Below are 26521 nucleotides of genomic sequence, written 5' to 3' on the forward strand. Positions count from 1 at the left end.
CCGGCCCTGCTTCAGGCGTTGCCTGTGTTGCCGCCATTACCGGCAGACGCCGCCCAGTGCTCGTGGGCACGCCGCATTCTCGCGAGGCCATGCGCGACGTGTTCGCGCACGAGCGCGACGGCGCTTTCCGTATCGCCCTTGGCGAGCGCGTTGACGATTTTCTCGTGTTCCGTCACCGACGTCGCCAGCGCGCTCTTTTCCGATTCGATCGCGGCCTGACGCAGCAAACCAAGCTGGCGAACGAGATGCCGATAGGTTTCGATCAGGTGCTGGTTGCCGACGCCCGTCACCATCGCATCGTGCAACTGGACGTTCAATGCCGTGTAGCGCGTGAGATCGTGATCCTTCTTCGCCGCTTTCATCGACGTAATGATGCCTTTGAGCGTGGCGAGCGTTTCAGGCGTCATTCGATTGGCCAACGAGCGGGCGACCGATTCGTCCAGCATGGCGCGAACTTCATAGATTTCTTCGGCCTCGCGTAACGACAGCGCGCGCACCGTGACGCCGCGGTTTTTCTCCGTTTTCAGCAAACCTGCCTGTTCCAATGCGCGGAACGCCTCGCGCAGTGGCCCGCGAGACACATTTAATCGCGTGGAGACTTCGACTTCGTTCAATTTCTCTCCCGGGGCGAATTCCCCCGAGACGATGCTGCGTTCGAGCATTTCCTGCACTAGCGTCGCAAGGGAATGCCGCTGCAGCAGTTCGATGGCGCTAGACGTGGTTGACGTGGTCATGATCGGCGATTAGAACAAAGGATGGGATAACAGACCGTGGGCTTCTTTGACCATAGCCTGCCAGCTTGTCTATTGTCAACAATCGTCAACACGCGGAGAAATCCATGTCCAGTCTCGCAGCCGACAACGGCATCGTCACCGTACCCACGCAGCGCACGGTCGACCAAGCCGCCGACGCGCTTGCCTCACTGATCGAAGCGAAAAACATCATCCTGTTCGCGCGCATCGATTTCGCGGCGGATGCACAGCGCGCGGGGCTTGCGATGCCGCCGTCACAGTTGCTTGTGTTCGGTAATCCGCGGGCGGGGACGCCGCTGATGCAGGCCGTGCCGAGCGTGGCGCTCGATCTGCCTCTCAAGGTGCTGGTGTGGCAGGACGGCGATGGCAGGGTGTGGCTCTCGTATAACGCAACGAGCTATCTGCAGGCGCGGCATGGTGCGCCTGCAGAGTTGATGAAAGCTATCGACGGCATCGGCGCGCTCGTGCAGGCCGCCGCGGCCGGCTGAGCGCACGCATCGTTTCGCGTCGTTACTCGGCGCCGCGAACGATACGCAGATCGCGTTCGACACCGTCGCCCAGTGCTTCAAGCGCTTTCTTGTAGGCGTCGCTCTCATAGGCGGCAACGGCCTGCTCGTAGGTCGGAAACTCGATCACGACGGTCCGCTCTTTCAAACCTTGCTCGTGTGCTTCTTCGGCGACGCCGCGCACGATAAATTTGCCGCCGGCGGCTGCTACCGCGGGCGCTGCCAGTTGTGCATACGCGGCCAGTTTCGACGGGTCTTTCGTCGCGCGGTATGCGGTCACCCAATATCCCTTGCTCATGTGAATCTCCTGGTTTTGCGGCGTGAAAGTAGTGGTCGCGTTGCAAAGCAACGACGCGGGAATTATGTCACTTCGAGCATTCCCGCGTGCGCTTCACGGGCGCGCACGTGTTCGGCCGGTTTGCGTCCATCCGCGCCGCCGCAATTACCAATCGACATAGTTTCCCCCGATCACCCCCGGCCAGCCTTAATTAGCAAGCACCGCCGCAGATCCCTCCGCGCGCATCCCCTTGCGATAACGTCCGAGCCCCACGATTCCAACCAGCGACACCGCCGAAAGCACGCTGAAGAAAATCGCCAGCGGCAGCCACTCACCCTTGTAGTTCTGCGCGAGCGCCGTGCCGATCAAAGGCGTCGTCCCACCGGCGATCGTCGCGCACAGCTGATAGGCGATCGAAATGCCGGAGTACCGGACCTGCGTGGGAAATGCCGGCGTCATGAAACCGGCGATGACCGCATAGACAGCGGACAGCACCACCACCGCAAGCGAGATACCCGCCACGATCGCGACGGGATTCTGCGTCTGAACGAGCAGAAACATCGGGTAAGGCGTGAGCATGGATAGCAGGGCGGCGAAGGTAAGAAAGCGGGTCTCTCCAAACCGTTGAGCCAACAGCGCCGAAACCGGCTGGGACGCCAACTGGATCAGCGTGACCACAAACAGGCAATCGAGAATGAACGATTTCGACATGCCGAGATATCCGGTGACATACGAAATCATGAACGTATTGGTGAAGAAGAACCCGGCGGAGCCGATTGTCGTGGCCATCGCCGCCATGACGATCGGATACCATGCGGTGCGCAGCACTTCCTTGACGGGCGACTTCAGCACCTCGCGATTCTTGCGAAGCTGCTCGAACTCGGGCGACTCCTTAACACCGAGACGGATCGCCATGCCGATCAACAGCAGCACGAAGCTGGCCAGAAACGGCAGGCGCCAACCCCAGGCAACAAAGCTTGCGTGATCGAGCGAAGTGACGAGCCTGAACGATACGAGCGAAAGAATCAGCCCGGCCGGGCTGCCCATCTGCGGAAAGGACGCGAAGAACGTCTTGCGGCCGGTTGGCGCGTGCTCGCTCGCCATCAGTACCGCGCCGCCCCATTCGCCGCCCACGGCGATACCCTGGAGAATCCGCAACAGCACGAGTGAGATCGGCGCCCAGATGCCGATGCTGGCATAGCCGGGCAGCAGGCCGATGCCGGTGGTGGCGATCCCCATCAGGAACATGGTCAGCAGCAGCATCTTCTTGCGGCCGAGCTTGTCGCCGAGATGCCCGAACACCGCGCCGCTCAATGGGCGTGCAATGAAGCCCACAAAGAACGTGCCGAACGAAGCCATCGTGCTAAGGAAATGATTGCTGCTCGGGAAGAACACCTCGCCGAGCACGAGCGCGGCGGCCGTCGCATAGGTGTAGTAGTCGTAAAACTCGACAGCTGTGCCGATAAAAGCCGCGGTGGCGGCGCGCACGGGCTGATGAGTCTGTTCAGAAGGGGACATGGGGAATCCTGTTGTTGAACGCGCGGCGTTGGCTTGACCGCTGTCTTTATCGGTCGCCGAAATACGCCCGCCAAATTCGGATTTTTAATCTTCAGTATCAAAGCGGCTAATGCTTGGCCCGCTTATGCGTTGCCGCTTTCCTCAACGGCGCGGAGCAGCGCGTCACGCGCGATCAACCGTTGCGCGTTGTTGCGCTCCGGATAGTCGATCCATACTGATCCAGCAGAGGGTGGGTTCGCCTGCTGTGCTGCGTGTGCGTCGACGAGCGCGCGCGCTGCCTGCACGTCTTCCGCCGACGGCGTCAGCGCGCGGTGAATCGCGGGCACGTGTTCGGGAAACACGACGCTCTTCGATGCGAATCCGAGTTGCGTGGAGAGGTCCAGGTCCTGCCCAAGCACCTGCGCCGACCGGTACGTACAAGGAAGATCGATCGGCACGCAGCCGGCGGCAATACACTCGATCAGAAAGCGGCTGCGTGCGTAAAGCAGTTCGTGACCGCCCGGCGTGCGGCGCGCGCCGAGATTCGCCGCCAGGTCTTCGACCGCCAGCATGCAGCACTTCATCCGTGCACCCACCTGAAGTAGCGCTCCCAGATTGACCAGACCCTTTGCGGATTCGATAACTGGAACCACCTCCGTCGAGCCCGCCGGAATGCCCAGCTTGCGCTCGATGACGGCCAGCGCATCGTCGAGCGCGGCCAGTTGAGCCGCGCTCTCCGCGTGTGGCAGAAAAATCGCCCGTGGGGTGCCGGACATGACGCCTTCGAGATCGGCATGGCCGTCATGCTCCAGTTTGTTGATCCGTACCGAGCCGACCGTGCCGGCGCGAGCCGCCTCGCGCAATAGCGTGACGATGCGCTCGCGTGCCTGCGGCCGGTCTTGCGGCGAAGTCATCTCTTCGAGATCGGCGACGATTGCATCTGCACCGCTTTGCAGCGCGACCGCGTGGGCTTCGGCATGGTTGCCGGGTACAAAGAGCCATGTGCGCCGGATGCCGGGTGGACGAGGCGTTTGATGCGCGTTCATACGGCCTGCCCAGCGCGGGCCAGCATCGCGTGAAGCAGCACATCCGTGCCACGCGTGACGTCTGCCGGCAAAGCGTCTTCGGCTTCGTTATGGCTCAGGCCATCGACGCAGGGGATGAAAATCATCGCGGTCGGACAGTGTTTCGCGAGATGGATCGCGTCATGTCCGGCACCGCTGACGATACGTTGATGTGGATAGTCCAGCGTCTCGACCGCATTGCTCACGGCAGCAATGCAGTGAGGATCGAACGGCGTAGCAGGACTGACCCAATGCTGCCCCACCTCGACAGTCAGGCGACGTCTTCTGGCGATGGCATCGAAGCGCTCACGCAGCGCGGCTTCCATTTTTTCGATCATCGCATCGTCGGGGTGGCGCAGATCCACCGTGAACGACAGGTCCGCCGCGATCGTATTGCGCGATGCGTTGCGTATGTGCAGTTCGCCGATGGTGGCGAGACCCTGCGGAAAGAAATCTGCCGCGATGCTCTCCAGTTCCGCCGCCATTTCCGCGCTCGCGAATAGCGCATCGCGGCGGTACTGCATCGGCGTCGTGCCTGCGTGCGCGGCCTGCCCACGCACGCGCACATCGAGCCAGCGAATCGCCTGGCCGCCCGTGACGACGCCGATCGGCACGCCGCTTTCCTCGAGCACCGGACCCTGTTCGATATGTGCTTCGAAGTAGGCGTCGAAGACGATGCCGGGCACGGCGCGCGTGCCGGCATAGCCTGTCGCTTGCAATGCCTGCTCGACCGATGTCCCTGCTGCGTCGCACGTGTTCAACGCCTGGGCGAGCGGCATGACGCCTGTGAAGGCTGCTGAACCGAGCATGGCCGGCGTGAAGCGCGCGCCTTCCTCGTTGGTCCACACGACGATTTCGATGGGCTTGTCGGTTTGAATGTTCGCATCGTTCAGCGTGCGGACGACTTCGAGCGCGGCGAGCACGCCATAGACCCCGTCGAAGCGGCCGCCCTCGGGCTGGGTGTCGAGGTGGCTCCCGCTTGCTACGGGCGCGGCGTCGTTCCGTTTGCCGGCGCGTCGCGCAAAAAGATTGCCGACCTGGTCGACGGATAACGTCAGCCCCGCGTCGACACACCACTGCGAGAAAAGCGCCCGGCCTGCCGCGTCCTGTTCGGTCAATGCGAGGCGCCGCACGCCACCGCCTGCCGTGGCGCCCACAGCGGCCATGTTCATCAGGCTCGTCCAGAGCCGCTCACCATTGATCTTTAGCATCACACACTCCTGAAGTCGCGGCGTACTGACCGCGTCGGGTTCGTCGTGATGCCTTTATCCGTAATCAAAAATGATAAGTCTAATTTCTAATTCTAATCCTAAGTATAATTTTGGCGGATGATGAAACCAGTGAGGCTCATCGTGAGCAAAGACCGCCCGGACACTTATCTGAACGACCGCCTTGACTGGAACCTGCTGCGTACTTTTCTTGCCATTGCGAAAGAAGGCAGCGTGAGTCGCGCGGCGACGAAACTGCATCTGACGCAGCCTGCCGTGAGCCAGGCGTTGCGCCGGCTGGAAGATCAGTTGGGGCTGCGCCTCGTGGATCGCCACGGTCCGCGTATCGAGGTCACGCAGGCCGGTATCGAAGTGAAGCAGATTGCCGAAGACGTGTACGGCACGATCTCGCGGCTGTCGCTGGCCGAGGTGGATCGCGAACACGATATCTCCGGCATGGTGCGCGTGAGTACCGTCAGCGGAATCGATTTTCCGGCCTACGACACGTTTCTCGCGGAGTTCCATCGCACGTATCCGCGTATCGAGCTCGAAAGCCAGGAAATGCGCAGCGCCGATGTGGTGAACAGCCTCCAGCAAAAGTCCGCAACACTCGGACTGACGCCGCGGCGCGCCTTACCCAAACGAGTCGACAGCCGCGTGTTTCTGCGTCAACGGTATGCACTTTTCTGCGGACGTCATCATCCGCTCTTTGGGCGCGACGATCTTCGGGTCGCCGATCTCGCCGGCGAGAAGTTCGTCTCCTTCACCGGCGACAAAGTAGGCGATCACCTGTCGCCGCTCACATTCTTTCGCGATGAGATGGGCTTCACGGGGCGCGTGGTCGGCTCATCGTCGAGCATGACCGAGGTGAGGCGCTTCATTTTTGCGGGCTTCGGCATCGGCTGCCTGCCGGAACACGTCGTGCGCGACGATATCGCTCAAGGCCGCCTTCAGCGGCTGCCGCCGGATGAAGGCGTGGCTGACCTCGATATCTATATGCTGTGGTCACAGGACCGTAAGCTGAGCGCCGCTGAGGCTGCGTTTATCGACGCGCTGAATGTGTTCATCGACGGTCAGGCGGATGGTGCCGGCCTCGAGCCTCGCGCTTAGTAGCCGCGGGTGACGTCCACCACGTTGTGCAGCGGTTCGCCGCGGATCAGCCTGCGCGCGTTGTGCGCCACTTGCGTGGCGATCGTGTCCGAGCTTGCCACCGACGCCATATGCGGTGTCACGATCAGATTGGGTGCGCGCCATAAATGATCTTCGGGGGGTAACGGCTCGGTCGGAAACACGTCGACGATTGCACCGCCAATCTGCCCGCTCGTCAGTGCCGCGATCAGGTCCGCAGGCACCAGATGTTCGCCACGACCAACGTGAATCAGTTTCGCGCCAGGCCGTAGGTGCTCGAACGTATTCGCATTGAGAATCCAGCGGGTTTCGTGCGTGAGCGGCAAGAGACACACGAGGATGTCCGTCCCCTGAAGGAATGGCTTGAATTCCTGCGGACCGGCGAAGGTCGTCACGCCCGGCAGTTCGCGGGGCTTGCGCGCCCAACCGCGCACCGCAAAGCCGAAGCGCTGCAAATCCGTCGCGACGCGGCTGCCGATTTCTCCCAATCCCATGATGCCGACGGCGCATTCGGAAGCATCGCGCTGATCGTCGCGGAACCAGCGGCTAAGACGCTGATTGGCGAGCACGCGGTCGAGTTGACGATGAAAGTGCAGCACCCCCCACGTGACGAATTCGCTCATTCCGCGTGCGTGTTGCGGATCGACGACTCGGCACAGCGGCACGGCGGGCAGGGCAGGATCGGACAGAATGTTGTCCACGCCCGCAGCGATGCTATGCACGAGCCGCAATTTCGGCAGCGCTGCCAATGCGCCGGCCGGCGGGTTCCAGCACACGGCGATGTCAGCATCGCCGCTGGACCGCTCGCCGTGCATCACGACATCGAATTCAGGGGCGGCGCGCAGAATCGGCTGCACCAGGTGTGACATGTCGAAGTCACGGCTCATCAGAACTAATTTGGTCATTGCATCGAATCGTAGAACGGGCCTAGTTGCGGTAGTCGGATTTCGGGTCGTCGATCAACCGTAACGCCGCGCGCCACGCCAACTCGGAAATTCCCGCGGAGTCGTCGCGAGCGAACTGGCTCGCGGTCAACTCGCACACTTCGCGCGGCGGGATGCGCAGCGCGCTGCCACCGGCCAGCGCCTGGATTTGCGCCTGACAGGCCCGCTCGAGGAAATAGATCTCGTGGAACGCTTCGGCTGCCGTGGCGCCTGCCGCAAGCAAGCCATGGTTGCGCAGGATCATCGCCTTGCAGGAACCGAGGTCGCGCACCAGACGCTCACGCTCGCCGAGTTCGAGCGCGATGCCTTCGTAATCGTGGTAAGCGAGCTTGCCGTAGAACTTCAGCGCATGCTGACTGATCGGCAGCAGCCCTTGTTCCTGGGCCGATACGGCTGTTCCGGCGGCAGTGTGCGTATGGATTACGAAATGCAGATCGTCGCGTGCTGCGTGGATGGCCGAATGAATCGTGAATCCCGCGGCGTTCACACGAAACAGAGCGGGGTCGTTGTGCGCCCGCTCATCGATGACATTGCCGAGATGATCGATCTTCACGAGGTCCGACGCGCGCATCTCGTGAAACAGCACGCCATAGCGATTGATCAGAAAGGCCGGCGGCTCGCCCGGCGAGCTGGGCAGGCGCGCCGTGATGTGCGTGTCGATCATGTCGGTCATGCGGAAGTGAGCGGCCAGCCGGTAGAGCGCCGCCAGTTCCTCCCGTACCTGCTGTTCGGTACCGATCGGCGCCGGTTTGTCGCTCATGCGATCGGATGTGGGCGTGGATTGCATTTCAAAAGACTCCCAGGTTCTCACGTGCTGTAGTGCGCGTAGTGTTCGTCAGCGCGTCAGTGTCCGTCAACTTCATTGTTCTAATGCAGATTATTAGCCGCGCGAATACTTTACGCCATGACGCACTGCAGGACCTCGTGAAGCGGCGCTTTGGCGTTGAGGCGAGCCAGTATCGCGGGCTCCGCGCGGTCGGAAGCCCGCGCCAGATCGATCACGGCGGCGAGGGTCGGTGCTTCAGCGAACAGTACACCGTTGTCGTCGGCCAGCACGATGTCGCCTGGGCGCACCACGACCCCGCCGCATATCACCGGCTCGTTAAACAGGCTCGACATCGTGTCGCGCTTTTTGGTCGTGAGCAACGACGTTCCGCGCGCGAACACCGGCAACCCCGTGCTGCGTAGTTCGATGAGATCGGTCACTACGCCATCGACGATAACACCCCTCACGCCGGCGTTGAGCGCGGCACATGCCGTAACCGCTCCGACCGGTGCATGCATATGGTTACCGCTCATGTCGATCACCAGCACGTCGCCGGGCTGGAGTTGCGAGAGGGCGCGATTCACGGGAATGGCGTCGGGCGACAGCAGCTTGAGCGTTACCGCGCGTCCGATCACCTTCACGTTGGGGACCATCGCTCGAAGACGATGGTCCGCGAAGCCGTCTTCCATAAAGTGCCCTAGTGTCGGGAAGCTGACGGATTCGAGGCTGCGCAGTAAGGATGAGTCTGGCGTGGCTTGCATCAGAGCGGCATTTTCCGTTTTCATTTCAGGCCTTCACGAAAGGCTCGCGGTGGCGGCATTGGTGCGCGCCGCAGACGAGATATCGCGGCGAAGCGTCTCCGCGAGCAACACGAGTGCGAGTACCGAAACAGCAGCCGAGCCCATCATGTACCACGCCACCGACGAACCGCGGCCTGTAGCGGACAACAGCGCGGTGGTGACAATCGGCGTGGCCGCACTGCCGAGCAGCCCGGACAACATATAGCTTACCGACAAGCCGGAGTAGCGAACCTCGGTGCCGAACAACTCCGCGAGGAAGGTGGCGATGGGTCCATAGTTTGCGGCGAAGGCGGTCATCATCAGCAGATAGCCGAGCAGCGCGAACGGAAACTCGCGCGTATCCAGCAGCCAGAAAAGCGGAAAAGCGAGCAGGGCTTCGGCGACGATGCCGCCGATGATCACCGGCTTGCGGCCCACGACGTCGGATAGCTTGCCGAAGGCTGGCAACAACACGATGCAAAGCGCGCAGGCAATCAGCGCGATGGAAAGCATCGCGTTACGTGAGAAGCCCAGCGTCTGCGTTCCGTAGGTCAACCCGAAAGCGACGATCAGGTTGAACGAGGTGCCCGTCGACATCGTCGCGATGCCGCCGAGCAGAACCTGCTTCCAGTATCGGGTGAGGACTTCGGCGATCGGCAGCTTGACCTGCGCGTCAGCTTCCTTGATCTTGCGGAACGACGGGGTTTCCGATGTGTTCAGACGGATATAAAGCCCGACCCCTACGAGCAACGCGCTCGCAAGGAACGGAATGCGCCAACCCCAGGAGAGCAGTGCGTCGTTTGACAGCGTGGCGTTGCAGACCAGAAACGCCAGATTGGCGATCAGGGTACCGGCAGGCACGCCGATCTGCACCCACGAGCCATACAGTCCACGCTTGCCGGCCGGCGCGTGTTCCACCGCCATCAGCACGGCGCCGCCCCATTCGCCGCCGAGCGCGAGTCCCTGAATGACGCGCAAGGTGAGCAGCAGAATGGGTGCCCAGATGCCAATCGACGCGTAGTTCGGCAGCAGCCCAATTGAGAACGTCGCGATGCCCATGATGATGAGGGAGACCAGCAGCATCGCCTTGCGTCCGAGGCGGTCGCCGAAATGGCCGAACAGCGCAGCGCCGACAATGCGCGCGAGGTAGGCGGAGGCGAACGTGCCGAACGCCAGCAAGGTGCCGACCAACGGGACAAAGCCGGGAAAGAACACCTTGTTGAAGACGAGTGCCGACGCGGTGGCGAAAACGAACAGGTCATACCATTCGACGGTCGTACCGATCACACTCGCCACCGCGATCTTTTTCATGTTGGCCGGGGTGCCATCTCCTGGCAGTGGCGCTGGCGTGTCCGCGGGGCGATAGGACGTCATGGGTTTCTCCTTGGGGCATGGCGGTTTCAGTGGATGAACGCAGCCATTGCGCGCATGGCCTGGTGCCTTTATCGGAAGCCAAAAACAATAAGTAAAAGTCTCATTTCTAATCCTTTGTATTAATGGAGCGAATGATCGGACGGCCGCTCCGGTGAGCGAAGACGTCCTGTGCATAAAACAGTACCTTGCATTAAACAATACTGGGTGCTAGAGTTCGTTCGTCATCTCGCGGATCGGTGTGTTCGGCACCAGTGCATAGCAAGGTACCGTGCTATGCACACTAATGTAATGGAATTGAATGAAAACGCAGCTCAAGAAGGGAACGCTCGATATGTGCGTGTTAGCTGTCCTCGCCGGCGGCGACAGCTATGCGTACGAGCTCGTCTCGACGCTCTCCGAAACCATGGAGATCAGCGAGGGCACGATCTACCCGCTGATGCGCCGGCTGCAGGCCGAGGCGTGGGTGTCGACGTACTTCGTGGAATCCAGTTCAGGGCCGCCGCGCAAGTACTACTCGCTGACGGCGGCGGGCCGCAACAGTCTGGCGGAAATGCAAAGCGAATGGCGCAGTTTTGTCGATGAAGTCAACGGTGTGCTGGCCTTGTCCCGTACGCCCTCAGGAACAGGGGAAAAGCAATGACGCAGGACGCATTCATCCAGCAATTGCGCCACGAACTGCGGAGTTTGCCGAAGCAGGTGGTCGACGAAATCGTCGCCGACTATCGCGAGTACTTCGGTGATGCACTCGCAGCGGGCCGCAGTGAGGCTGAAGTGGTTGCAGCGCTCGGCGACCCGGTCAAGCTCGCACGCGAACTGAAGGCGCAGGCGAATTTCCGTCAGTGGGAAACGCGGCGTTCGTTCGGCAACCTGATGCGGGTGGTCGTGTCGATCGCGGGGCTTGGTCTGCTGCAATTGTTCCTGCTGATTCCGTTCATGTTCTATCTGCTGATGCTGACGATCGGCTACGCGGTTTCAGGCGCGCTGACGATTGCCGGGCTCGTGACGGTGGTCGCGCTCGGAAGTCATCATCTGTTCGGGTGGCCGGCGTTCAATTCGGTGCCGTTCACCTTCGAGAGCAGTGACGTGAAAACGGGTCAGCAGGCGAGCGCCAACGGAAACGACGACGATGATGACGACGACGCGGATGACGCCCCCAAACAGGGCGACCCGCGCCTCGCAACCGCCAATATGAAGGTGTTCCGGGTGGACGGCGACCGTTTCGTGTTGCGGCCGGATGCAGCCACGCGGATTTCGGTTGTGACGCTGGCCGGTCCGATCGACATCAAGAACGACGACGGCAAACTCAAGATCAATTCCGTTGGCGGCGCGCGCGATCTATTCAAGGTCGACCCCGACGGCACATGGTCGATCGCAGCCACCGACATCGTAGCGCTCGATCTTAAGGATGGCGAAGGAGACAAGGTATCGGTCGCGCGCATCGGAACCGGTGCGAAGGCGCTGGCGTGGGACATCAGGAACCACGGCGACCACGTGTCCTTCGTGCAGGGCGCGGACGGCAGCGGCAAGCGTCTGGCGGTCAACAGCGGCTCGGATTCGGTCGTGATCGATCGCGACCACATTTCGATCAAGGACGGTTCGGACAACGTCGTGATCGTCGGGCCGCATGGCTCGGGCATCGGCGCAATGATTTACGGATTTGCGATGCTGGTTGCGGGCATCGTCGGTTTATGGCTGTGTTTGTGGTTGACGCGCATCACATGGCGCGCTTTGGTCCGCTATGTTCAGCGGCAACTCGATCTGATTACTGCTCGACTCGACGAAGGGCAATCCGCCTGAAGTGCGGCGCAGGTTGACTGACGTCTCTATCCTCATTCGATGAAAAGGAAACGGTCATGAACATGCATTATTCAGGCGGTACGGCAGTCCCGGCACACCGGCAACCTGCTTCGGGGCTGCGCTATCCAGATGGTCGCGTGGTCAGCGTCGAGAATGTTGCCGGCTGGCTCGCAGAAGGGGTTCGTATCGCTCGCGCGAATCCGGTGTTGTGGCTCGTGGCGATTCTCGGCTGCGCCGATTTCGTCACGCTGTTTGAACTGGCGCCGCCGTTGCGCGTGCTGGCGGTGCTCGTCGGGCCGGTTCTCGCTGCTGGTTTGGTGCTGATGCAGGAGCGTGCGAGCAATGCGCGCCCTTGGTCGATCCGCGAGACGATCGAAGCCGTCAACGTGCATCGCAATGCGTTGATCATGATCGGGCAATGCGGCGCTGCCGTTGCCTATGCGGGGCACCTGATCGCGTTTGTGGCGTTTCATGTGTCGATGAAGACCTCTGTTGCACCGAATGGCGTGCATGATCTGACGATCGTCTACGGTGCACATAACGGCACGGGCAATGCGCTGGAGCCGGTGCTCAATATGCTGGCCTATGCGCTTGCGGCATCGCTCGTATGGTTCGCGCCGGCGCTGGTTGTTTTGAACAACGTTGCGCCCCTGAACGCGATGGCGGCAAGCCTGCGTGCCGTGGCGCGTAACTGGCGCGTCGCTTTGGTGTTCGGCATCGCCATCGCCGTCGACGTGTGGCTTGCCACCTTCGCGCCGCTTCTTTTGCGCGGCTTGCTGGTGACACCGCTGGTCAGCGCACTGATCGTTCTGTCGATGTACGGCGCGTATCGCGGCATATTTGAGAAGTCGTAGGTGACAGGCTCGCGCCGGGGTGAAAAAGATAGCTGCCCGGTCGAAATATCGATATCGGAATTGAATCATTCTCACGAAGCGTCCTGATCGCTACGCTTGCAGAAATATTGCAAGCGAGGGCATATGGCCGCTTCTGTTTCTACGTCTTTTCCCACGCGGCGGCGCACGCTGAAGCTGCTCGGCGCGGTGCCGGCGCTTGCCGCAACCGGCGCGTTTCATTCACTCAACGTGCAGGGCGCCGATCTGGCATCGACCACGATCGTGCTGGGCGACCAGGCCGGCGGCACACGAGCGCTCGCCGAAGCCGCCAAGGTACTCGACGGCACGCCGTACGCATTTCGCTGGGCCAACTTCCAGGGTGCCGCGCCACTGTTCGAGGCGCAACGCGCGGGCGCCGTCGATCTTGCCCCCGCGGGCGACCTGCCTGTGCTTGCCGCGGCTGTCGGCGATCCGACCTTGAAGATCGTCGCGACGCGTGTGGGTTCGGGCGCGCAACTCGGTATTCTGGTTGCGCCCAATTCACCGATTCGTACGGTGGCGGATCTGAAGGGACGCACCGTGTTCGTGTCGTCGGCGCGCGGCAGCATTTCGCAATTCCAGCTGTACGGTGCGCTCGCCGAAGCCGGACTTTCGAAGGACGACGTCAAGGTCCGGTTCATCCTGCCGGTCGATGCGTTTGCTGCGTTCGCGTCCGGATCGATCGACGTGTGGGCGACGTTCGATCCGTACTACGGTATCGCTGTTCAACGTGGCGCGCGTATTTTGCGTGACGGTTCTGGGATCAATAGCGGTCTCGGCTTTATCACGGCATCGGGCGCTGCGCTTGCGGATACACGCAAACGCGGGGCTATCGCGGACGTTCTGCTTCGGCTGCAACGTGCGGGTGATTGGGCGCTTGCGAACCCTGATGCCTACGCGCAGATCTACTCGACCTTGACGCGCTCGCCGCTCGACGCCGCGAAGCAGATCACGCAGCGCGCGGCATTGAAACAACACTTCGTGACCGAGGCGGATATCGCCGCGCTCCAGAAGGTTGCTGATAGCGCGGATCGCGACGCTATCTTGCCGCGCCGCATCGATGTCCGCGCGATTGCCGAGACGCATATCGCGAAGGTTTGACGCGAACGGTGGCGCGCCTCACGGCGCGCTGCTCCGCGCCCAGCGGAGCGCGTTCGCCCGGCGTCTTCCATCTCCGGCGGCGCCTGCCATCCCCGGCAACCCCTTCCACGCCGGCAATTCCCTGCACCCCGACACCCCCTTCCAACCCGCACTCCGGGTGAACCCGAATTGCCACGCGGCCTCGTCGCGCCTATCTTTCTACATCATACGTATGACATAGAGAGCAAATCGTGGCGACTTTGCACAGGCAGGTCCTGAATCAGATGGGCGAACAGATTTGTTCAGGCAAATTCATGCCCGGTGACATTCTTCCCGCCGAGCCGGTGCTTGCCGAGCAGATGCAGGTGAGCCGCATCACCATCCGCGAGACGATGAAGTCGCTCTCCGCCAAGGGCATGCTGCAGGTGCGCCGCCGCTACGGCACGGTCGTGCTGCCGCGTGCGCAATGGCAGTTGTTCGATCCGGACGTGATCATGTGGCGCGCGCGTGCAAGCTCCGTCGAGCCCGGCCTCATCGAAGACCTGATGGAACTGCGACTGATCATCGAGCCGAACGCGGCCAGGCTCGCCGCGAAACGCGCGACTGACGAAGACCGCCTCGCGGTCCGGCGCGCTTTCAAGGCAATGGAACGCGCGGTCGCCGGCCACGGCGAGTACGTTCCCGCCGACCTGGCGTTTCACGGCGCCATCCTCACTGCCTGCCACAACCAGTTCGTCCAGCAAATGCAGAACGCGCTGTCGGCGATCCTGCGCACCAGTTTCGAACTCAGCTCTGAAATCGCCGGCGGTCCGGCCCGTTCGCTGCCGATGCACGAGGCACTGTGCGTCGCGATCGAGAAGGGCGACCCCGTGGCGGCGGAAGAGGCCGTACTCACGCTCATCAGGCGCGCCGAGCAGGACTTCGAGGACCGCGCTGCGCTAGACCAGACCGCCAACGATCAACCCACATAGCAATCGCCGCAACCCATTTCATCGCGACCCTCGTCGGGATCGCGAGGGGCGCACTCGCGCCTCGTTTCTGAACATCGAGAGGACATACGCATGACACAGCTATTCGATCTGAGCGGCCGCACGGCACTCGTTACCGGCTCGGCGCGCGGCATCGGATTCGCGCTTGCCGAGGGACTGGCGGCCGCCGGTGCGAACGTCATCCTGAACGGCACGCGCGCCGACACGGTGGCCGAAGCGGTCGCCCGACTGCGCGACAAGGGTTTCAATGCGCAAGGCCGCGCCTTCGATGTGACCGACGAAAGCGCCGTTGCCGAAGCATTCGCGCAGTGGGACAAGGACGGCGTGCCAGTCGATATCGTTGTCAACAACGCCGGCATCCAGTTTCGCAAGCCGCTCGTCGACCTCGAACTGAGCGACTGGCAGCGCGTAATCGACACGAATCTGACGAGCGCCTTCATCGTCGCGAAGCAGGCTGCACGCCGCATGATCGCGCGCGGCACGGGCGGCAAGATCATCAACATCGGCTCGCTCACGAGCGAAGCCGGGCGCGCGACGGTCGGCGCCTATACGGCGGCGAAGGGCGGCATCAAGATGCTGACCCGCGCCATGAGCGCCGAGTGGGCGGCCTCGGACATTCAGGCGAACGCGATCGGCCCGGGTTACATCCTGACGGACATGAACAAGCCGCTGATCCAGAACGCCGCTTTCGACGCATGGGTCAAGAGCAGCAATCCCTCGCAACGCTGGGGCAAGCCGGAGGAACTCGTCGGTACGGCGGTATATCTGGCCTCACCGGCGTCGAGCTATGTGAACGGCCAGATCATCTACGTCGATGGTGGCTGGCTAGCCGTTCTTTAAATGCAGGTTCGCGCGGGTAGAGCAAAACAAACAGCCAATCGCGCCAGGTCGTTCATGCGCCGCACTGATCCGGAGACATCATGGAAAGCGTCAAACCCGTAGCAACTCAAAGATGGTGGTATCTGATGCCCATCATCTTCATCACGTATAGCCTCGCCTATCTCGACCGCGCGAACTACGGCTTCGCCGCCGCGGCCGGAATCGACAAGGATCTCGGCATCACGCACGGCACCTCGTCGCTGATCGGCTCGCTGTTCTTTCTCGGCTACTGCCTGTTTCAGGTGCCCGGTGCGATTTACGCACAGCGCAACAGCGTCAAGAAACTGATTTTCTTCAGCCTGATTCTGTGGGGGCTGTGCGCGGCGGCGACCGGCATGGTCAGCAATATTCCGATGTTGATGGTGCTGCGCTTCACGCTCGGCGTCGTGGAGGCGGCCGTGATGCCGTCGATGCTGATGTACATCAGCCGGTGGTTCACGCGTAGCGAACGCTCGCGCGCCAATACTTTCCTGATTCTCGGCAATCCGGTGACGGTGCTGTGGATGTCGGTGGTGTCGGGTTATCTGGTTCGCAGCTTCGGCTGGCGCGAGATGTTTGTCCTCGAGGGCATGCCCGCCATCGCATGGGCGGTGGTCTGGTGGTTCACGGTGAAAGACCGTCCGGCCGACGCCCCCTGGATGAGCGACGCCGAAAAGACTGAACTCGATGCGCGCCTGAAGGCCGAGCAGGCCCATATCGCGCCGGTGCGCAACTACAAGGCGGCGTTCCGTTCGTCGATTGTGATGAAGTTTTGCGCGATACATGCGCTGTGGAGCATCGGCGTGTACGGCTTCATCATGTGGCTGCCGTCGATTCTCAAAGCCGCCTCGACGATCGACATCGTCTCGGTCGGCTGGCTCGCCGCGGTGCCCTATTTCGCCGCAATCATCCTGATGCTGCTCGCGTCGTGGCTCTCGGACAAGACGCGCAATCGCAAGCTGTTCGTCTGGCCGCTACTGCTCGTCGGGACCATTGCGTTCGTCGCTTCCTATCTGATCGGCGGCTCGCATTTCTGGATCTCGTTCGCGCTGCTGGTCGTTGCAGGTGCAGCGATGTACGCGCCGTACGGCCCGTTCTTCGCACTCGTGCCGGAACTGATTCCGAGCAACGTGCTGGGCGGCGCGATCGGTCTCATCAACGCATGCGGCGCGCTGGGGGCGTTCCTCGGTTCGTGGGTGGTGGGCTATCTGAACGGCGCGACCGGCAGCCCGGCGGCTTCGTACATTTTCATGGCGACCGGCCTGCTGCTTTCGGTGATCCTGATGATGACCGTGCCCGCGAATGCCGACGAGCACGCCAAGCGTGATGCTTCGTTGTCGCTGCATCGTACGTAACGCCCGGGGAATCTCTCGTGCAGGTCCGTGTTTCCCCACACCTCGGACGTCACGTTTTGGCGAAGAAGCGCGCAATTCGACTTCGTTTGATTGATTCGATTTTGGCAGACAGAACATGGCAACCCTGATTACCGATGTAAAGGTCATCCTGACCGCGCCGGAAGGCATCAACCTGATCGTCGTCAAGATCGAGACTAATCAGTCCGGTCTGGTCGGTCTCGGATGCGCGACATTCGCCTACCGGCACGTGGCGGTGAAGTGCCTCATCGAGGAATATCTGCGGCCGTTGCTGATCGGCCGTGACGCCGAGGCGATCGAGGAACTGTGGCAACTGATGCATCAGAACGCGTACTGGCGCAATGGTGCGATCGAGAACAACGCAATCTCCGGTGTGGATATGGCGCTGTGGGACATCAAGGGCAAGCTGGCGAACATGCCCCTCTATCAGCTGTTCGGCGGTAAGTGCCGCGAAGGCGTACCGATCTATCGCCATGCGGACGGTCGTGATTTGAACGAGTTGTGCGAGAACATCCAGAAGTATCGCGAGCAGGGCATCACGCATATTCGTTGCCAGAGCGGCGGCTATGGCGGAGGTAGCTTCGGCAAGGCGCCAGCGAGTGCACCCGAAGGCGCCGCGGATGGCGTGTATCTCGACAGCAGAAAGTACATGCGGGAGACGCTCAAGCTGTTCGACGGCATTCGCAGCAAGATCGGTTTCGACGTGGAGTTGTGCCATGACGTGCATGAACGTCTGAAGCCGGTGGAGGCGATCCGTTTTGCTTGCGAGCTGGAACAGTACGAACTGTTCTTTCTCGAAGACGCGATTGCGCTCGAGGAAGGCGAATGGATGCGTCAGCTACGCGCCAAAACGACTACGCCATTGGCACAAGGCGAGCTGTTCAACAACCCGTACGAATGGCGGTTTCTGATCACCGAGCGTCTGATCGACTTCATCCGTGTGCATCTCAGCCAGATCGGCGGCATCACGGCGGGACGCAAGCTGCAGATATTTGCCGAGCAGTTCGGAGTGAGGACCGCATGGCACGGTCCGGGCGATATGTCGCCGTTAGCGCATGCGGCGAACATCCATATCGATCTCTCCGCGCGCAATTTCGGCGTGCAGGAGTGGTCGGGAACCGAGCCGCCGAACTTCGTGATTCAGGACCTTAAGGGTCCTCGAGAGGCCTTGCTCGATGTCTTCCCGGGGCTGCCGGAATTCAGGAACGGACACGTTTATGCCAATGACAAACCGGGCCTGGGCGTGGACATCGACGAAACCGAGGCCGCGAAATACCCGTGCGAAAACACCGTGACGACGTGGACGCAAACTCGGTTGAAGGACGGCACGCTGCAGACGCCGTGACGGAATTGCACTAGCTCGCCATGTGAACTTGAAGCAAGGACGGAAGGCTGGCGCCAAGCTCGGACATACCGAGCAACATCAACGCGCCACAGAGCAACAGAAGCAGCGGGTTGATTCGCGTGCCAAGCAGCGTCCCCACTGACATGAGGGCAATCGCTTGCGCCGGATGGCCGCCGTCGAGCGATTTCAACAGAACCCATCCCGCGGCGAGAATCATCCCGGAGGCGACGGGGCGCAGCCCACGTTCGAGCGCCAGTTGCCACGCCGCGCCCTTATAACGGGTCCAGACGTGGGTCACGCCATAGATCAGAATGCCGGTCGGGGCGAGCAATGCCAGCGTGGTCACCACAGCGCCCCAGAACCCGGCAATCTGCCAGCCGATCAAGGTGGCCAGCAGCGACCCGGGGCCAGGCGCCATACGCGAAATGGCAAAGTCGACACCAAACTGCGCATGCGTCAGCCATCCATGCACGTCGACAACCTGCCGTTGGATATCGGCGATGATGGCCTGGCCACCGCCTATCGTCACCAGTGACAGGGGCGCGAAAACAGCCGCAAGCTGTAGAAGAACGCGATTCGACATGGTCAGGCTTTGCGCAGTTTGATGTACTCGACCAGCACGCTCAGGCCTCCCGCGCCGATCACGACCCACACCAGCGGCAGGCGCAATATGCCGACCGCGACGAAGGTACCCGCGAGGAACAGCAGCGGCAGGAGCCTGCGTGGCACCCGGCGCGCGGTTGTCACGCCCATCGACAACGACAGGCCGGTGGCCGCGGCTGCCGCGCCCGCAAGCAGGATGTGAGCGATCGGGAACTGCAGTAGATGGCCGAGAACCGTGCCGAGAACAATGATGAAAATGGCGGGCGGGATGATGATGCCGGCAACCGCTAGCAGCGCGCCGCGCCAGCCGAGCAGACGGTGGCCGATCCAGATCGCCATGTTTTTGACGTTGATGCCCGGCAGCGCTTGCGAAATGGCCAGGCCATTCAAAAAGTCTTCTTCACTGATCCAGTCGCGATCCTGGACGAATTCACGCAGGAGCCAGCCGCTCAGGCCGCCGCCGAAGCTGGTGAGCCCAATACGGCTGAATATAAGGAAGAGCCCGGTGAGGGTGGGAGGTCGACTCGTGTTGGCAATTTGTTGGGACATCGAGTCTTCCAGTCAGATTGATGTATGACGGGTGAAATATTTGCTCCTGAAGAGCGTGCCCGTTCATATGCGACTGGAAAATTATATCAACCGGATGTTCTTTCCCCGGTCGTTTTTAAACTGATGGTCGCAACGGGGGATCGGGAGCAAGGTTGGCGCGCTTGCGGCACCTCAACGATCCAACTGATCCACCAGCGCAAACGGAATACTCTCCGCAAACAACTCCCTGTCTCCCGTCGCACTCGTCTGCGTATTCAACTGCAGCGCGAAATTCAAACCAGGACTCTGCGTGCTGGTTGTGCGCTCCTTGACCTTCAGTTCAATCGGCATCCACGAGGCAGGCTCGTTCAGAATGCCATTCACCTTTTCATCGATCTTCGCGCGCCCGGCAGCGGCCTCGCCGGGCGGCAGTTGCTTCGACATCGCCGCGAGCATGTCGAGCTGTTTTGCCGCGCTACGCTTTAACCGGTAACGGTGGAAGTAAGTCTGGTTTGGCCGCCGGTTCGCCTTCACATCGCCGAGGTGCCGGTCGAGCCGTTGTTCCGCGAGCGTGCGTGCCGGTGGTAGCTGCGGCTCGGGCCTGCCGTTCAGCCGCGCTTCCTGCCGTTCGCCTTCCTGTTCTGCATTTACCTGCTCAGTGAACAGATCGACCCACTGGTCACGGCTCGCATCGAGTGCGCGCGTGTAGGTTTCGGCACTTGAATACTCCGTGTCGAGTAGACACGCGCGATGCACCAGCGCGCCGTCTTCGCGCACCAGTTGTACTTTGGCAAGGTGGCTGTCGTCGTTGAACGTCATGGTCGCGGACGGCGCGTCGAGCGAGACGAGCCCTACGCCCACGCTCGACTCTTTCGCGCCGACCGGCTGCGTCGCACTGACGGTGCCGCTCAGCCGCCCGATCAGACGCGAGCCGGCGCCGACGCGATGTTGCTCGATTTGCATGCGTCCACTTTGCTCATTCGAATCAAGCGTCTGTTTCGCGGTTTTCTCATAACCGATGCCGATGTTGGCGCCCGCGCGAAACGGCGAGCCGATCTTCGGCACGCTTACGGAAAGGCCGACATCGGCGGAGGCCCCGCGTTTGACGGTGCGCGCCACAGTGTCGGTCCAGCTGATCGACACATCGGGGTCATCGAAATAATGTTCGGCGAGCCGGTTCCAGGTGCCGCGTGAGCCGCCCGAGTTGGCGCCGTGCGCCGCGGTCGTTTCGTCGAAGACATGATCGATGATGCCTTCGAGTTTTTCGCGCATCGCGCTATCTTCATAGCCGGTGCCGTTCGGATTGACGCGGCGTGCCACGCGCAGTGACACGCCGCTCGGTTCGGACAACTCCTGCGAGTGCAGCACGGCCTGGGTGGTCAGCCCGGCGCGCAACTGGGTCAGCCCGACGTCCATGTCGTAGCCGACCAGTACGCCGACGCCCGCATGCCGCACCTGCGTTTTTGCGGTGCCGACGAACATCTCGACGCCGTGCGTGCCGCGGCTCAATTCGACCACGGCTTCACGGCTTTTCGACGCGCGCAGATCGAGGCGCGGCGCGATCGGCACGCCGCCGGTATGCAGCACCTTGCTGAGATTCGCAGACAACCCGCGCGTGCTTACACCGATACGGCGGCCGTCGGTAAGACGCAGTCGCGAACTCGATTGCAGATCGTGTGCGACGTCCTTGAGCGTTTGCCGGACCGTGTCGGCAGTGTCCGCGGTGGCGGTCGGCGCGGGCGGGCGCGCTTTGTCCTTCAGGTCGGAGACATGGGTCCAGAACGGCGAATCGGCGGGCACCTTCGCGACCTTGCCCCACGAGGCGAGCCGTTCCAGATTGAACGGCTGTTTCGCGATCGACTTGAACGGCTTGCTGCGCGCGAGCGCGTGCGGATCGGCGGTGGCCCAACGCGCGGTTTCGGTTTGCAGGCGCGCGAGCGTTGCAGGCGAGCCGACGTCGCGTGGTTGCAGCTCGGCGCACAACTGCTGCGCGCGCTCGGTGACCTTGTGCAACTGTTCCGCATCGAGCTTGCCATTCGGAAAGCCGCCTGATTCGAGCCAGACATGCAGCGCTGCGAGTTCGGCGATCGACTGCTCCGGGCGCGCATGCGAAAGCGCCGCCGCGGGACGCATCTCGGGCCGCTCGGAGAGTGGTGCCAACGACCCGCGCATGGCCTCCTCGAGCTTTCCCTGCTCAGTGCCGACGGTCTTGCGCGGCACGCCTTGCGTGCCGAAGCGCAGTGCCGACAACGGTGAGCTGCGTTTGCCGGCGAGCCGCGGCAAGAACGTCTTCCAACGGTTTTCGCCGACGCGGTCGATCGTCTTCGCTGAGAATTTGTTAAGACGTTCGCGTGCCTGCGACAAGTCGCTGCCGCGTCCGTCTTCCCGAAAATTCTGGCGCCATGCGAAAAACGCGCCCTTCTGATCGGCGTTGAGTGCGCCACGACCCTGTGTGGTCAGTGTCGACGCCGCGTCATAAGCCTGCCACGCGAGCGGGGTTTCATTCAGCGGTGTGCCGGCCGCGGGAGCTGAACGCGCGGCGACGGCGGCCGGTGCGGGATCCTGCGCCGGGCCCGCACCGTGAAGCGGCGGATCGAGCGCATCGGCGGCTTGCAGCATCATCCGCTGGGCGAGCTGCGTCGACGCATCGCCGGGCGGCGGCTGGCCGTGATGGCGCAATTGGTTGAGCGCGTCGAAACCGGCGTCGGTGCGCGCCAGCGTGCGGGCGACTTGCCATGCGCCGGCTTCGGCGGGCGTCGTCGAGCGGGCTGTGTGCATCTGCGCGAAGTCGAGGTGTTCGAGTGCGTCGAGCACTTCGTTGGCACTGTGCGCGTCGCCGATATTGGCGCCGTGTAGCGCCTGGGCGACCAGGGCGCCGCGATGGGTGTCGGTGGCGGTGTCGGGGCCGCTCAGCGCCGCCAGCCGATGCGAAAGCTCGCCCTGCGCGAGCAGGTTGCCTTGAGGGCCAGGCAATTGACGACCCACATAGTCGCGCAGCGCGGCCTCGCCGGCCATCGCGTCGAGCGGAATCGTCGACGCTTCGTTTTCGTGTTCCGCTGCGAGTCTGCCCGCCGAGGAGGACGAAGCGGACGAAGACCGCGCCGTCTTGCCAAGCGCCTGCCGAACTTGCCGCTCGCTCTTCGCCAACGGCGTTCCTGACGCGTTGGACGCCGCCGATGGCTTCGCTGGATAGCGCTCGCCGTTCGCGGTGAAGTCGGCCGGCGCAAACGGCTTGCCGTGCTGACTCGTTTGCGAGAGCGCTGTGCTGATATCGAACTTGCTCGCGCGCAGCCGTGCGCCGGTGCGCGACAGCTTGTTACCGAGCCTGCCCAGCAGCGTTTCGTCGACCAGCGGCCGGGCCTGCGGCGTGCCCGTGGGTTGCACGGTAGGCGCACCGGCAGGCTGATGACCGGCCGCTTCAGTCCCTTCGACCTCGGGCGTGTGAATCGGGTGCTGCGGTACTGCATGGATGTCGGACATGGCGCGTGACGTTCAACGAGCGGCAGTTGAAGTCACGGTATGGAGCGCATATGACAGTCCCAGGCAGGGTGCGAAGCGAGGTCATCGCACGCGAAGCAGCCCCGCGGAAGCCGATGCGTCGAGCGCTTCGAGATCGACGGTGATGCGCAATTCGAGCCGTCGTGCGCCGTGCTGCCGGGCGCGCTGCAGCGCGTCTTCAAGCAGCGGCCGCACGGCTCGCGGATCTTCGCCGCTGCGCTGACGCAGCGTCGCAATCAGACGTAGCAGCTCCGGCACATACCAGAGCTCGCCGGTGCGTTCGCTGCGGCTCACCGCTTCGCGCAGCGTCGCGCCGAGCGCGGCCGCGAATTCTGGTTCGTCCTGCAGCGCGATGCGCGGCAGCAGCGTGGCGATGAAGGCGATATCGGGCACATTGACGCGTTCGCGCGCCATCCGCTTCATCGCGCCGGTAATCAGCCGCCGCGCGGCTTCCTGATCGCCGCGCCGCGCGTCGAGCCAAAGCTGAAAATCGAGGCCGAGGCGCAGCCAGCGTTTCACGCCCGCCGCTCGCGCTCGCGTCACCATCGCCGCCGCGCAGGACTCGGTCAGTGGAATGTCGTCGTCGAGTGCGGCAAGTGCGCAGGCGAGGCCGAGTGCGATGCAGCCCGCGAGCGGTTCGCTTTCGTCGGCGGGATCGCGGATCGTGACGCGCAGCGGCGCGGCCATATGCGGTTGACCGACCAGCCACAGCGCCACGGCGTGAATCGCCCGCGCCACGAGATGCAGCGACAGCCCATAGCTGGTGGCGACCGCATTGGCCTCGCGACTGACGTCTTCGTCGATCTCGTCGGCCGCTTCGTCATTGAGTCCGACGACTGGCGCGAGCAGGCGGATCGCGGTATCGAACTCGCCCGCATACGCCTTGACGATGCCTTCGATGCGCCGCGCGTTGATGCTGACCGCCTGGCTGTGCGCCACCGGCGCGATTTCGCTGAACTCGTTGGAGAGGCGCCGGCAATGCTCGATCTCGCCGGCGTCGAGCGCGCACATCACGAGGCAGAACAGCGCACGCAGGCGATACGGCGTGTCGGCGCAGATATTGGCGAGCTCGTAGGTGCGCTGCCAGCTCTCGACGATCTCGTTCGACGTGCTGCGCTTGAGCATCAACGCGCGCGCAAGCACGGCGCGCAAGCGCATCTCGTCGCGGATACGGCGCATCGAGACACTGTCCACGCGCGCCAGCACGGCGCGCACCCAGCCGATGTATTCGTCGACGAGCGCGAGCGCCCCCCACATCGGCGCCGTGTTGTCGAGCAACTCGGTGCACAGTTCCACCTTGTCGACCGAGACGGCCCATTCGAGCGCAGCGCGCAGCGCGTCGATATCGTGGCGGCTGTGCGCCGTGGCCACAGCGACGCCCGCGCCGAAACGGCGCGCCATATCGCGGGCGACGAACTGCGCGTGATGCAGATCTGCCTCGGCGCTTTCTCGGTTGCGCTCCAGCGCGTCGAGCGCGAAGCGGCGCACGGCGGGCGGCAAGCGCAGCCGCAAGGCGCCGTCGCAGTCGACCGCATTCACGAGGCCCGCATCCATCAGCGTATGAAGCTGGCGTTCCAGCTGGCGCGGGTCGGGCGGTCCGAAGCCGTAGTCGCTGCCGAACGCGCCGAGCATTTCGCAGGCAGCGTCGTGCGAGAACGCGGTGGCAAAAATGCCGAGCCGGCGCAGCATGGTGCGGGTCGGCGCCTCGAGCGCCGCGTACGACAGGTCGAGCATCACGTGGACGATCGCCGCGCGCGGCAGCACGATGCGGCGCCCGCCGCTGCGATGCGTCATCACCGTATCGAGTTCTCGCGCGAATGCGACGATCGCGTCTTCCGGCGGCACACCCGCACGCACCTGGCCGGCGATGGTCGCCGCAGCGAGTTCGAGCGCGAACGGCACACCGTCGACACGCCGGCAAATCAGCGCGGCCGCCGCAAAGGTGGTCGGCGCGATGCTGTCCACTTCGGGCAGCGGCGCATGCAAAGCGGCTGGCTTCAGACAGTGCGCGAGCCGGGTGAAGAGCAGGCGCAGCGCGTCGTAGTCGAGCGTGGCGGGCGTGCCGTCGATCTGCTCGGGCGGCGCGCGCAACGCGGCCACCGGCACGGCCGTTTCGCCGCCGATGAATAGAGGCGACTCGCACGTGGCGATCACATGCAAGCCGCCTGTATTCGCCACCAGCGTATCGATGAACTCGGCCGCGGCTTCGCTCAGATGATCGCAGTGATCGACGATCAGCAGCATGCGGCGCTCGCCGATCTGCATGGCCAGATTGGCCGCCATCGCCAACTCGTTATCCGGCTCGAGGCCGATGGCCGCGCCGATCGCGTTGGCGATGCGGTCGGGCTGGGCGAGCGAGGCCAGCGCCGCGCAAAAATCGCCGTCTGGAAAATGCGGCGCGAGGTGGCTGGCGGCTTCGATCGCGAGTCGCGTTTTACCGACGCCGGATGCGCCGGTCAGCGTGACGATGCGGCGTGTGGGCACCAGTGCAAGCAATTCGGACAGTTCGGCATGACGGCCGATGAACGGCGACGGGTCGATGATCTGTGAGCGCAGCGACGTGACGGCGCTGGTCGGCATCAACGCCGGAAAAGCCGAGGTGGTCGGCACGGCGGCCGCGGCGAGGCTCGATACGGCTGTGACTGAGGTCAGCGTCGCGGACGGCGCGGCTTTGGAATACGCGGTGCGCGGCGAGGCCGGAGCGGCGCCGCGCCACGTTGCGCTATAGGACGAGCCGTACGACGAACCGAACGTGAGTCCGACCGTGGTCGGCGGGCTGGCTGCGGCTGTTGCCGCGAACGAGGTGGCGAGCGAGGCTGCTATGCTGCCGGCGTTCGCCACCGGGAAATCAAGCCCGGCGTCGGGGGTGTCGAGCACGCGGACTTCGCCCGCAAAGCGGTAGCCGCGGCCGGCCACGGTGACGATCAGGTCGCGGTCGTCGTCGAGCGCGCGGCGAATCGCGGAGATCTGCGCCTGCACCGTGTTCGCATCGACATTGCTGCCCGGCCAGACGATCTCGCGCAACTCGGTGGTCGACACAACGCGGCCACGCGCCTCGAGCAGGGCAGCGAGCATCGCGAAGGGGCGCGCGCCGAGTTCGATGACGGCGCCGTCGGAAATCAGCAGGCCCACCTCGCGCGCGAGCCAGAATCGCGAAAAGGCGATCACCTGACCGGTGAGCCGCGGTAGCGACATGATGGGTCTCCGGCGTAGTTGTGTTTCGGTCCACCGGCGAGGGGTACTCGCGAGGCACGCGTAACGAATGGCCGCGATGCGGTATTCG

Annotated in this window: 23 protein-coding genes; 10 read left to right on the forward strand and 13 right to left on the reverse strand. The window is 63.0% G+C overall.

The window, feature by feature from the left end; translation table 11 throughout:
- Window positions 1–11 precede the first annotated feature (11 nt).
- The gene (locus KHO30_RS23590) at window positions 12–734 is read right to left on the reverse strand and encodes a phosphonate utilization associated transcriptional regulator (RefSeq protein WP_211702515.1); all 723 of its coding nucleotides are present in this window, start codon (window positions 732–734) and stop codon (window positions 12–14) included.
- Between the two features lie 104 nt (window positions 735–838).
- Here KHO30_RS23590 and KHO30_RS23595 point away from each other — a divergent pair, with 104 nt between their 5' ends.
- A complete protein-coding gene (locus KHO30_RS23595) occupies window positions 839–1240 on the forward strand; it encodes a DUF302 domain-containing protein (protein WP_093641408.1) in 402 nt (133 codons plus the stop codon).
- A 22-nt stretch (window positions 1241–1262) separates the two neighbouring features.
- Here KHO30_RS23595 and KHO30_RS23600 read toward each other — a convergent pair whose 3' ends face one another.
- From KHO30_RS23600 to KHO30_RS23615, 4 genes are all read right to left on the reverse strand, one after another.
- Entirely contained in the window at window positions 1263–1556 is a 294-nt protein-coding gene (locus KHO30_RS23600) for a DUF1330 domain-containing protein (RefSeq protein WP_054039434.1), read from the reverse strand.
- A gap of 186 nt (window positions 1557–1742) precedes the next feature.
- Window positions 1743–3053, reverse strand: a complete 1311-nt coding sequence (locus KHO30_RS23605) for an MFS transporter (RefSeq protein ID WP_211702516.1) — start codon at window positions 3051–3053, stop codon at window positions 1743–1745.
- Window positions 3054–3175: 122 nt separating this feature from the next.
- Window positions 3176–4078: an HpcH/HpaI aldolase/citrate lyase family protein gene (locus tag KHO30_RS23610; RefSeq protein ID WP_211702517.1), complete on the reverse strand. Its 903-nt coding sequence runs from the start codon at window positions 4076–4078 to the stop codon at window positions 3176–3178.
- Entirely contained in the window at window positions 4075–5307 is a 1233-nt protein-coding gene (locus KHO30_RS23615; RefSeq protein WP_211702518.1) for a Zn-dependent hydrolase, read from the reverse strand. Before KHO30_RS23615 ends, KHO30_RS23610 begins: the two co-directional genes overlap by 4 nt.
- 141 nt (window positions 5308–5448) lie before the next feature.
- Here KHO30_RS23615 and KHO30_RS23620 point away from each other — a divergent pair, with 141 nt between their 5' ends.
- On the forward strand, window positions 5449–6414 hold the full coding sequence (locus KHO30_RS23620; RefSeq protein WP_244864116.1) for a LysR family transcriptional regulator: 966 nt from the start codon (window positions 5449–5451) through the stop codon (window positions 6412–6414).
- Here KHO30_RS23620 and KHO30_RS23625 read toward each other — a convergent pair.
- The 4 genes from KHO30_RS23625 to KHO30_RS23640 all read right to left on the reverse strand — a co-directional run bounded on the left by KHO30_RS23625 (window position 6411) and on the right by KHO30_RS23640 (window position 10295).
- The gene (locus tag KHO30_RS23625) at window positions 6411–7337 is read right to left on the reverse strand and encodes a 2-hydroxyacid dehydrogenase (RefSeq protein ID WP_211702519.1); all 927 of its coding nucleotides are present in this window, start codon (window positions 7335–7337) and stop codon (window positions 6411–6413) included. The two genes, KHO30_RS23620 and KHO30_RS23625, sit on opposite strands and share 4 nt — an antisense overlap.
- A 22-nt stretch (window positions 7338–7359) precedes the next feature.
- Window positions 7360–8136: a class II aldolase/adducin family protein gene (locus tag KHO30_RS23630; protein WP_211702823.1), complete on the reverse strand. Its 777-nt coding sequence runs from the start codon at window positions 8134–8136 to the stop codon at window positions 7360–7362.
- A gap of 137 nt (window positions 8137–8273) precedes the next feature.
- Entirely contained in the window at window positions 8274–8927 is a 654-nt protein-coding gene (locus KHO30_RS23635; protein ID WP_211702520.1) for an RraA family protein, read from the reverse strand.
- Window positions 8928–8936: 9 nt separating this feature from the next.
- The gene (locus KHO30_RS23640) at window positions 8937–10295 is read right to left on the reverse strand and encodes an MFS transporter (protein ID WP_093641390.1); all 1359 of its coding nucleotides are present in this window, start codon (window positions 10293–10295) and stop codon (window positions 8937–8939) included.
- A 298-nt stretch (window positions 10296–10593) separates the two neighbouring features.
- On the opposite strand from KHO30_RS23640, the gene KHO30_RS23645 reads away from it, so the two are divergent.
- From KHO30_RS23645 to KHO30_RS23680, 8 genes are all read left to right on the forward strand, one after another.
- On the forward strand, window positions 10594–10935 hold the full coding sequence (locus tag KHO30_RS23645) for a PadR family transcriptional regulator (protein WP_054039365.1): 342 nt from the start codon (window positions 10594–10596) through the stop codon (window positions 10933–10935).
- Window positions 10932–12092, forward strand: coding sequence for an HAAS signaling domain-containing protein (locus KHO30_RS23650; RefSeq protein WP_211702521.1), 1161 nt, complete (start codon window positions 10932–10934; stop codon window positions 12090–12092). Before KHO30_RS23645 ends, KHO30_RS23650 begins: the two co-directional genes overlap by 4 nt.
- Window positions 12093–12148: 56 nt before the next feature.
- Complete coding sequence (locus tag KHO30_RS23655) at window positions 12149–12946, forward strand: BPSS1780 family membrane protein (RefSeq protein WP_211702522.1); 798 nt, start codon at window positions 12149–12151, stop codon at window positions 12944–12946.
- Between the two features lie 123 nt (window positions 12947–13069).
- A complete protein-coding gene (locus KHO30_RS23660) occupies window positions 13070–14065 on the forward strand; it encodes an ABC transporter substrate-binding protein (RefSeq protein WP_211702523.1) in 996 nt (331 codons plus the stop codon).
- A 230-nt stretch (window positions 14066–14295) separates the two neighbouring features.
- The gene (locus KHO30_RS23665; RefSeq protein ID WP_211702524.1) at window positions 14296–15015 is read left to right on the forward strand and encodes a FadR/GntR family transcriptional regulator; all 720 of its coding nucleotides are present in this window, start codon (window positions 14296–14298) and stop codon (window positions 15013–15015) included.
- Between the two features lie 90 nt (window positions 15016–15105).
- The gene (locus tag KHO30_RS23670; RefSeq protein WP_211702525.1) at window positions 15106–15873 is read left to right on the forward strand and encodes an SDR family oxidoreductase; all 768 of its coding nucleotides are present in this window, start codon (window positions 15106–15108) and stop codon (window positions 15871–15873) included.
- 80 nt (window positions 15874–15953) lie between these two features.
- The gene (locus tag KHO30_RS23675; RefSeq protein ID WP_211702526.1) at window positions 15954–17246 is read left to right on the forward strand and encodes an MFS transporter; all 1293 of its coding nucleotides are present in this window, start codon (window positions 15954–15956) and stop codon (window positions 17244–17246) included.
- A gap of 115 nt (window positions 17247–17361) precedes the next feature.
- Window positions 17362–18609: an enolase C-terminal domain-like protein gene (locus KHO30_RS23680; RefSeq protein ID WP_200618483.1), complete on the forward strand. Its 1248-nt coding sequence runs from the start codon at window positions 17362–17364 to the stop codon at window positions 18607–18609.
- Window positions 18610–18619: 10 nt separating this feature from the next.
- Here KHO30_RS23680 and KHO30_RS23685 read toward each other — a convergent pair whose 3' ends face one another.
- From KHO30_RS23685 to KHO30_RS23700, 4 genes are all read right to left on the reverse strand, one after another.
- Complete coding sequence (locus KHO30_RS23685) at window positions 18620–19192, reverse strand: chromate transporter (protein ID WP_211702527.1); 573 nt, start codon at window positions 19190–19192, stop codon at window positions 18620–18622.
- Between the two features lie 2 nt (window positions 19193–19194).
- Complete coding sequence (locus tag KHO30_RS23690) at window positions 19195–19761, reverse strand: chromate transporter (RefSeq protein ID WP_200618481.1); 567 nt, start codon at window positions 19759–19761, stop codon at window positions 19195–19197.
- Window positions 19762–19932: 171 nt separating this feature from the next.
- Window positions 19933–23220 (reverse strand): autotransporter, encoded by a 3288-nt coding sequence (locus KHO30_RS23695; protein ID WP_211702528.1) that lies wholly within the window; start codon window positions 23218–23220, stop codon window positions 19933–19935.
- Between the two features lie 81 nt (window positions 23221–23301).
- A complete protein-coding gene (locus KHO30_RS23700) occupies window positions 23302–26433 on the reverse strand; it encodes an ATP-binding protein (RefSeq protein ID WP_211702529.1) in 3132 nt (1043 codons plus the stop codon).
- Window positions 26434–26521: the final 88 nt, after the last annotated feature.

Source organism: Paraburkholderia aspalathi, from assembly GCF_905220735.1.
Classification (GTDB): domain Bacteria; phylum Pseudomonadota; class Gammaproteobacteria; order Burkholderiales; family Burkholderiaceae; genus Paraburkholderia; species Paraburkholderia aspalathi.

Excerpts from the sequence above, each read along its gene's own strand:
- KHO30_RS23590 (WP_211702515.1), bottom strand. The coding sequence starts at position 734 with ATGACCACGTCAACCACGTCTAGCGCCATCGAACTGCTGCAGCGGCAT.
- KHO30_RS23595 (WP_093641408.1), top strand. The coding sequence starts at position 839 with ATGTCCAGTCTCGCAGCCGACAACGGCATCGTCACCGTACCCACGCAG.
- KHO30_RS23600 (WP_054039434.1), bottom strand. The coding sequence starts at position 1,556 with ATGAGCAAGGGATATTGGGTGACCGCATACCGCGCGACGAAAGACCCG.
- KHO30_RS23605 (WP_211702516.1), bottom strand. The coding sequence starts at position 3,053 with ATGTCCCCTTCTGAACAGACTCATCAGCCCGTGCGCGCCGCCACCGCG.
- KHO30_RS23610 (WP_211702517.1), bottom strand. The coding sequence starts at position 4,078 with ATGAACGCGCATCAAACGCCTCGTCCACCCGGCATCCGGCGCACATGG.
- KHO30_RS23615 (WP_211702518.1), bottom strand. The coding sequence starts at position 5,307 with ATGCTAAAGATCAATGGTGAGCGGCTCTGGACGAGCCTGATGAACATG.
- KHO30_RS23625 (WP_211702519.1), bottom strand. The coding sequence starts at position 7,337 with ATGACCAAATTAGTTCTGATGAGCCGTGACTTCGACATGTCACACCTG.
- KHO30_RS23630 (WP_211702823.1), bottom strand. The coding sequence starts at position 8,136 with ATGAGCGACAAACCGGCGCCGATCGGTACCGAACAGCAGGTACGGGAG.
- KHO30_RS23635 (WP_211702520.1), bottom strand. The coding sequence starts at position 8,927 with ATGAAAACGGAAAATGCCGCTCTGATGCAAGCCACGCCAGACTCATCC.
- KHO30_RS23640 (WP_093641390.1), bottom strand. The coding sequence starts at position 10,295 with ATGACGTCCTATCGCCCCGCGGACACGCCAGCGCCACTGCCAGGAGAT.
- KHO30_RS23645 (WP_054039365.1), top strand. The coding sequence starts at position 10,594 with ATGAAAACGCAGCTCAAGAAGGGAACGCTCGATATGTGCGTGTTAGCT.
- KHO30_RS23650 (WP_211702521.1), top strand. The coding sequence starts at position 10,932 with ATGACGCAGGACGCATTCATCCAGCAATTGCGCCACGAACTGCGGAGT.
- KHO30_RS23655 (WP_211702522.1), top strand. The coding sequence starts at position 12,149 with ATGAACATGCATTATTCAGGCGGTACGGCAGTCCCGGCACACCGGCAA.
- KHO30_RS23660 (WP_211702523.1), top strand. The coding sequence starts at position 13,070 with ATGGCCGCTTCTGTTTCTACGTCTTTTCCCACGCGGCGGCGCACGCTG.
- KHO30_RS23670 (WP_211702525.1), top strand. The coding sequence starts at position 15,106 with ATGACACAGCTATTCGATCTGAGCGGCCGCACGGCACTCGTTACCGGC.
- KHO30_RS23675 (WP_211702526.1), top strand. The coding sequence starts at position 15,954 with ATGGAAAGCGTCAAACCCGTAGCAACTCAAAGATGGTGGTATCTGATG.
- KHO30_RS23680 (WP_200618483.1), top strand. The coding sequence starts at position 17,362 with ATGGCAACCCTGATTACCGATGTAAAGGTCATCCTGACCGCGCCGGAA.
- KHO30_RS23685 (WP_211702527.1), bottom strand. The coding sequence starts at position 19,192 with ATGTCGAATCGCGTTCTTCTACAGCTTGCGGCTGTTTTCGCGCCCCTG.
- KHO30_RS23690 (WP_200618481.1), bottom strand. The coding sequence starts at position 19,761 with ATGTCCCAACAAATTGCCAACACGAGTCGACCTCCCACCCTCACCGGG.
- KHO30_RS23695 (WP_211702528.1), bottom strand. The coding sequence starts at position 23,220 with ATGTCCGACATCCATGCAGTACCGCAGCACCCGATTCACACGCCCGAG.
- KHO30_RS23700 (WP_211702529.1), bottom strand. The coding sequence starts at position 26,433 with ATGTCGCTACCGCGGCTCACCGGTCAGGTGATCGCCTTTTCGCGATTC.